A 7,372-nucleotide genomic window follows, 5' to 3' on the forward strand; every position below is an offset into this window, starting at 1 on the left:
GGGTTGGCGTGGGTGCAGCAATTTCATTACATCGATATCGAGCGCATCCTGCTGGCGCAACAGGCATTCGCCACCGATCTGCGCGACGGGCGCCTGCATCGGCCGTTGGACGAACTGGATGGCATCGAACATGACCGTTTCGGCCCCATCGACCGTACCCGTGTGTCGCAGCCGACGCTGTTCTGGTCCTGGCTGTATTCAGGCATGTCAGCGTTTTATTTCGGCGATATCCCTTACGCATTGCGACGTTTCGAAGAAGCCGCCGCGCTGGCCTGGTCCATTCCGGCGCATATCAATCTCGCCGATTACCACCTGTTCTACAGCCTGGCGCTGGGCAGCATGCAAGCGCCGGGCGAGGTGGCGGAAAAACTGGAAAAACTCGAGCGGCAACGCCAGCGGTTCCTGCCGTGGGTCGAACTCAATCCGACAACGTTCCGMAACAAATTGCTGCTGATCGAGGGAGTCATCGCCCGTTTGCGCGGTCAGGAACTGGTAGCTATCCGCTGTTTCGATCAGTCGCAGATCGCGGCGGCGGCGGCCGGTTTCATCCATGAGCAGGCGCTGGCCCATGAACAGCTGGCCGATATCTGCCTACCCAACGGGCTGGTGTCGGGTGCCAGCCACCACCTGCGTGTCGCGCGCGACTGCTACAACCTGTGGGGCGCCGAAGGCAAGGCGCGTCAATTGGAAACCTTGCACCCGTTTCTGAGTGCGGAGCCGTCGTTCGAGCCGGTCCGGCCTGTGACCCAGGTCCGCCTCGATCTTGAAGTGGGGATCGAAGCGGCGCGTGCACTGTCGCAGGAGGTTCTGCTCGAACGACTGGTCGAAACCCTGATGAATCACTTGATGATTCAGGCCGGTGCCGACAATGGCGTGCTGATGATGGTCAGCGGCGCCGAACTGCAACTGGCGGCGACGGCTTCGGTCGAAGCCGGCAATGTACGGGTCGCTCTGGACGCCGGGCAACCGCTCGAACAGATGGCGCCGGCCTCGGTGCTCAACGCCACGATGCGCACGCGCACGACCCTGGTGCTCGACGATGCCCGGGCCGATTGTCCCGAGGCCTACAGCGCCGATCTGCAACAGCGCCAGGTGCGGTCGGTGTTATGCCTGCCGTTGCTCAAACAAGGCACGTTGATCGGCCTGGTCTATCTGGAAAACAGCCTGGTCCCCAAGCTATTCAGCGCCCAGCGCCTGACCATGCTGGAAATTCTCGCCTCTCAGGCCGCGGTGTCACTGCAAACCGCCAAGCTGTATGAACAGCTGGTCGAGGACAACCAGCTACGCGCGCAGATGGAAGCGGACTTGCGCAGTTCCCGCGCGGAGCTGGCGCGCAGCTCGCACCTCAAGGTCATGGGTGAGCTTTCTGCTTCGATTGCCCATGAAATCAGCCAGCCGTTGCTGGGCATCGTGTCCAATGCCTCGGCCAGCCTGCGCTGGCTCAAGCGTGATCAGCCCGATCTGGAAGAGGCGATTCAGGGGCTGGAAGACATTCGCTCGGACAGCGCCCGCGCCGCCGACATTGTCCAGGCGCTGCGCGCACTCGCCAAACAGACGCCGTTGCAACGGTTGCCGATGCAAATCGATCACTTGATCGGTGAGGTCGTGCGCCTGACTGCCACCGACCTGGCGAACCGCAACGTGCGCCTGGAAACCCGGCTCGATGCGCAATGCCCGGTGTCGGTCGACGCGGTACAGATCCAGCAGGTGGTGTTCAACCTGATCACCAATGCGCTGGAGGCCATCGCCGGAGCAGGGTTGCCCAATGGACGCATCATCATCGGCTCAGCGGTGAAGGACGCTCATGTCCAGGTCTGCTTCCAGGACAACGGGCCCGGAATTGACGCGCACCAGCGCGAGCAGATCTTCGATGCGTTCTACACCACCAAAGGCAGCGGCATGGGAATGGGCCTGGCCATCTGCAGGTCGGTGATCGGCGCGCACGGCGGGACGCTGGTGGTCCAGGATAGCGAGCAGGGCGCCCGGATTTGCTTCAACCTGCCACTGGCACCGGCCAGCACTTGATAAAAAAGGGCCGCATGAGCGGCCAAAGGGGAGGCGTTCGTTTTGTCGACCTCGATCAGTTCACGCGTGCAGCTCCTGTGCGCGCGACTGTCCCACGCCGTCGACCAGGCTATCGTGAATTCTCCAGTCGGGTATGTCCCGATCAATTACTGGTGGCTGGCCAGGGTGGCTCGCTACATGATCAAAGGCCCGGCGCCATGCCTTGGGTGTCATCCCTTCCAGGCGGCTGAAGGTGCGGGTGAAATGCGAGTGGTCTGCGAAACCGCATTCATAGACGACATCGGTGATCGGCATTGAGGTGATCAGCAGGCTTTTGGCTTTTTCGATTTTCATCATCACCAGCCAGCCTTGCGGCGAGTGGCCGGTAACCTTTTTGAACGCCCGGGAAAAATGGCTACGGGACAGGTTGCAGTGTTCGGCAATCTCGCTGATGCGAACGCAGCTGCCCATGTCACGCAGCATCAGCTCCTTGGCGCGGCGCTCCTGCCAGCCGGACAGGGCACCCAGCGGCCGTACCAGGGTGCATGGATGGTTTGATATCACCGATTGCGGGTTCATGGCGGCTCTCCTGATCGTTCAGGAAAGTCTGTCCGCCGGCGACATTTAAAGTCCTTAAGCAAACCTTAAGAGTTCTGAAATACAGTGTCCGTTGCAGCACGATGGGTATCAACTGACCCACACCAGATATCCAGAGAGAGCAACTGCCTACCCGTTTCAGCAATCAGATGATGCATTGAGCAGCACCGTTGGTGGGATCACTCTGGCGTCGCGAGCACCGCTAACGACATGTTGATCAACTCTTCGTTCGTGCTGATCGTTGCCAGCGCACTGCGCACATTGCCTCCAGCCTCACCCGAACTGCGCTGCTCGACCCAAAGGGCAAGCGCCATGATCGCGGCTTCGAGGGCTAGCTGGTTCTGATTGATCTTGAAGAGTAGGGAAGGGAGCAGGTCTGCATTCGACATCGTGATTGCTCCGTGGAGAGGTCAGCGTTGTTGGTGCCGATGCCGAATACACCCAGTTGCCGAGATGTCACTGACCCCGTCTGATTCCTCACAAACCGTTGTCTGTGCCGGATTTGTGCTGATTTTGAGGTGGGTCGGTCTTGCGTCGGCACGTGGTTCAATTCGGCATCGGCGTCAACAAGGGAGTTTATTTCCACCAATACTCGATCTGAACCCCTACGTTGGAGCCTTGCAGGTCTGTACCAAACGCACCGGTATCAGACAGAGCCGATCCCGGAGATTGCAAGCTGGCGGCGCGTTGCGCAGCCTTGTTCCAGGTAGCGTAGGTGTAATACAGACGAAATTCCGGCCTGTCCCAGAATCCCGGGCCGTTCGGTGACCAAGTCGGCGCGATGGTGTACTTAGTGAGTTTTCGGGTACCGTCTGCGGCTTCAACCTGGTCGCGCCCAACCTCGGTGATCAGCTTGAACTGATCCGTGAACGCATAAATTGGCCGAACACCAATGGATAACCAGTTCTGATCATCACCTCCAGGGCGCGTGTCTTTTTGATAGACCAGTTCAACTTGACCACTGAAAGCATGAGTCAATTGCCAATCGAAAAACTCCACGAGCCGCCAGCTCTTGTTGCTCTCATCCAGCGTGGTATCACCGGTATACCCCAATGCGGTGCCTGGTCCTCGGCCGTATTGAACAGCGAACTTGTTGACTCCGCCCAGGAACGCGACCTGCTTGTGCTGGGCAACCACCGACCAGCCCTGATGAGCATCCTCGCGGCTCGGCTTGTCCAGATAACTGACGCCCAGCTTAACCTCGCCACCGGGATTTGTGTTGAATCCGCTGACGGTCAAATCATGCCGGGTAACAAAATCCTTTTGGAAGACGTTGTCCTTGCGTGAAAGCACGTAGCTGTATTTCAGATCTCCCAATGCGACCTGGTCGAACCCAAAGCCCGTTGAGCTTTGGTTCCAGTAGAAGTAGTCGGAAATATTGATGTCGTTTCGGTTGTAGTAACGACGGCCCGCCCAGAAAGAACCGCCATTCAATGCCGGCATCTTGCTCCACTCTGCGTAGAGCTGGCTCATCCGCGTATAGCCGTGCTCTCCGTCAAATTTTGGTTCATGGCCATACTCGTTGTAAAACTGTGCCATGCCTTCAACGCTAAGCATCGAGCCGTCGTCCAGTGAAAGCAGATCCTGGCGCAAATCCAGCTCTATGTACTGCTCACATTCGTTGCCAAGGCGATATTTGGACTGCGCGCCCGGTAGCTGAAAACACGACTGTTTCCCTCCTTGAGTAGAATCCCCCACTCCGGTTCTGAAATAACCACTGAAGTCTGTTGAATACGCGTCAACAGGCAGAAAGCCGACAGCAAAGGACACACCCAGAACTGCACTGAGAGTTTTAACGTTCATTCATAACACCTTTTGTTTTTTATATTTATTGGACAAGGTCGATAACGCGAGTCAGCACGCTTTGTAACCAGGTACGCAGCTAGCTCCACGCACAAGTTCCCGAATGGGAAATAGGTTAAATCGAATAGAAAGCGCACCGTATTACCTGAGCCAAAGTATGAGAAGAACCCAGGCAGTGCCAGTGCGGAGTGACTACGGTAAGCAAGCGATTACTTAACCAATGAGTTAGTTGATCGTCGTAAGTTTTACCCTTTGGAATGTATTTTCAGGCCGCGAACCTGGAAGCCCAAACTTCCTTAATCACGGTGCAGGGCCGATCGATCACCCTGTAGCCTCAGAAGTACAACAGGAGTGAATACATGCGCGGAGGCACGACTACATGGCATTCGTTTTCTCCAAGACTGGAAGGCATTAGTCCCACCCAATCTTATGAGGCTCTAACCACGATGACGTCCCCGGAAGAAATCTATAAGGCCCTGCGTCGAGGAATCATCTGCCGGTTCCGCGTCATAGCGAGTCAGAAGGTTGTAGACGCTGTTGCCTAGCTCCTTGCCCAACTCCACGCCCCATTGATCAAACGAATTGACTCCCCAAATTACACCCTGGACAAAGACCTTGTGTTCATAAAGGGCGATCAACGCACCAAGGCTATGTGGATTGATGATCTCAAGAGCAACTGTATTGCTTGGCCGGTTGCCGGGAATCACCTTATGCGGCGCCAGTCGTTCAATCTCACTGGACGAAAGGCCTTTGGCTTTTAGCTCTGCCTCAGCTTCAGCGCGGGTTTTGCCTCGCATCAGCGCTTGGCTTTGAGACAAGCAATTGGCGTACAGCCATTCCTGATGATCAGCCACTGGGTTGTGGCTGACCACAGGCACAATGAAGTCGGCTGGAATTAGAGGCGTCCCTTGATGCAATAACTGGTGGTAAGCGTGCTGTCCGTTACATCCCACGCCGCCCCAGATTACTGGGCCAGTGGTGTAGGAAACTGACGTGCCGTCATGACGAACACTTTTGCCATTGGACTCCATGTCCATCTGCTGCAGATGTTTCACGAAGTTGCGCAGGTTATGGTCATAGGGCAAGAACGCATAGCTTTGCGCACCCCAAAAGTTGTGATACCAAACGCCGAGTACTGCTAAAAGAACGGGAAGGTTCTGTTCCAATGGTTCATTCAGGAAATGTTGATCCATAGCGTACGCGCCGGACAGCAGTTCCTTAAAGTTAGCGATGCCAATGGCCAGAGCAATCGGCAGGCCAATTGCCGACCATAGTGAGTAACGGCCACCGACCCAGTCCCACATAGGAAAAATGTTTGCTTCACGGATGCCGAAATCCAGCGCAGCTTGACGATTACTTGTCACAGCAATGAAGTGGCGATACAGCTTCTCTTCCGTCCCGCCCTTGGCCAGATACCAGCTTCGACAAGCTTGCGCGTTCTTCAGCGTTTCAAGAGTACCGAAGGTTTTGCTTGAGATAATGAACAGCGTTGTTTCTACGTTCAGATCGGCTGTAACCTCTCGGAATTCATTGCCGTCGATGTTAGCCAGGTAATGGCACCGCACCCCATGCCGAGCGAAAGGCGCGAGTGCTTCAGAGACAAGCTCAGGGCCCAGAAATGAGCCACCAATACCAATGTTTACGACATCAGTGATGACCTTATCGTTGTAACCACGCCAAAGATGGCTATGGATACGACTCACAACGTCAGTCATCTGCGCCAGAGCACCATGCACATCGCGCATCAAGTTGCGGCCATCGACCATCAAAGGTTCCCCCACTGGTCGCCGCAGCGCGGTATGCAGCACAGGACGCCCCTCGGAACAGTTGATTTTTTCGCCACTGAACATGGCATGCGCTGCCTGCTCCACGCCAGCCTCGCGAGCAAGGTTTACCAGCAATGAGCGCGTCTCGTGAGTGATCAGGTTTTTGGAGTAATCCAGAAACAGCCCGCAGCCCGCCAAGGAGAAGTCTTGAAAGCGTTTACTGTCATCTTGAAAGGCATCGCGCATACTAAAGTTTTTCATGCTCTCCCGATGGTCGAGCAGATTGCGCCATGCCGGCAATGCAGTCACATCATTCGTTTTGTTGTAGTTATTCATGCTCAGCCTCTCTTTGCCAATACGGCTTCAGCCGTCTCAATCAACGATTCAAATTTGGGAGTTTTGTAAATCTGCACACGCAGAAACGCCCCGACAGAAACAGGTTCTGCGGTTTGTTGTTATAATCGGCTATCGGACTCCGTTCCACGAGGTCAGCGATTTTTAATCGCGATCTAAATAGACGCTTATCTCTTTGGCGAAATTATTGAAAGCTCAAAAAAACCGAAAGCCGGTCGCTTAAGTGAAAAAGCAAACATACATATGCGTGCACGACGAATTGAAACCAGATGCTGGTCATTTAGTTTAAAAGTTGTCCAGGCGGCGAGACGTGGACAAAAGTAAAATAATTCACGCCTGCAACCGCTAGATCCTCAGGATAAATCCCTGAGTACAGTCATTTGGGAACGCCGCCAGAATCTCGCTGGATTAATGAGGGTTTCAATCGAATAGTCTGACGTCTCCCATCAGGTTGCTTGATACGCTTCAATAAAAGCTTCACAGCCTGGGCTCCGAGCTCCTCGAGAGGTTGCGCTATAACTGTCAGTCGGGGGCTAAAAGCATCTGCCCAGTCGAAGTCATCAAAGCCGACCAGTGCGATGTCCTTTGGCACCTCAAGCCGGGCTTCACGAAGGGCCTGCATAGCACCAATGGTCATCAAGTTGTTAGCGGTCATTATTGCGGTAGGCGGGTGCTCTAGCGCCAGTAGACGGCGAGTCGCCTCCATTGCCGGCGCAATCTCCGATTCACCACAGCAAACTAATTGATCTTCGTACTGGATTCCTGCCTCAACCAAGGCCGCACGGTAACCGTCAATTCGCTCATGAGAAGAAGACTGAGTCAACCGTCCGGATACCATCCCGATACGC

The 7,372-nt window shown here is 55.4% G+C and carries 6 protein-coding genes; 1 reads left to right on the top strand and 5 read right to left on the bottom strand.

The genetic code is table 11. The features are described 5' to 3' along the window. On the top strand, positions 1 to 2,025 hold a 2,025-nt coding region (locus AC1DVH_RS23720; RefSeq protein WP_477755873.1), incomplete at its 5' end, for a GAF domain-containing sensor histidine kinase. Positions 2,026 to 2,085: 60 nt separating this feature from the next. Here AC1DVH_RS23720 and AC1DVH_RS23725 read toward each other — a convergent pair. From AC1DVH_RS23725 to AC1DVH_RS23745, 5 genes are all read right to left on the bottom strand, one after another. Next, positions 2,086 to 2,583 carry a helix-turn-helix transcriptional regulator gene (locus tag AC1DVH_RS23725; RefSeq protein ID WP_477755874.1) on the bottom strand — a complete coding sequence of 166 codons (498 nt, stop codon included), beginning with the start codon at positions 2,581 to 2,583 and terminating at the stop codon, positions 2,086 to 2,088. Positions 2,584 to 2,780: 197 nt separating this feature from the next. Beyond that, positions 2,781 to 2,990: a hypothetical protein gene (locus AC1DVH_RS23730; protein WP_477755875.1), complete on the bottom strand. Its 210-nt coding sequence runs from the start codon at positions 2,988 to 2,990 to the stop codon at positions 2,781 to 2,783. Between the two features lie 187 nt (positions 2,991 to 3,177). Further along, positions 3,178 to 4,404, bottom strand: a complete 1,227-nt coding sequence (locus tag AC1DVH_RS23735) for a carbohydrate porin (protein ID WP_477755876.1) — start codon at positions 4,402 to 4,404, stop codon at positions 3,178 to 3,180. Between the two features lie 437 nt (positions 4,405 to 4,841). Then, the gene (gene pgi / locus AC1DVH_RS23740; protein WP_477755877.1) at positions 4,842 to 6,506 is read right to left on the bottom strand and encodes a glucose-6-phosphate isomerase; all 1,665 of its coding nucleotides are present in this window, start codon (positions 6,504 to 6,506) and stop codon (positions 4,842 to 4,844) included. Positions 6,507 to 6,900: 394 nt separating this feature from the next. Further along, positions 6,901 to 7,372: substrate-binding domain-containing protein (locus tag AC1DVH_RS23745; protein ID WP_477755878.1), on the bottom strand; the 472-nt coding region annotated here is incomplete at its 5' end.

The organism is Pseudomonas sp. P4_C3, assembly GCF_056402075.1.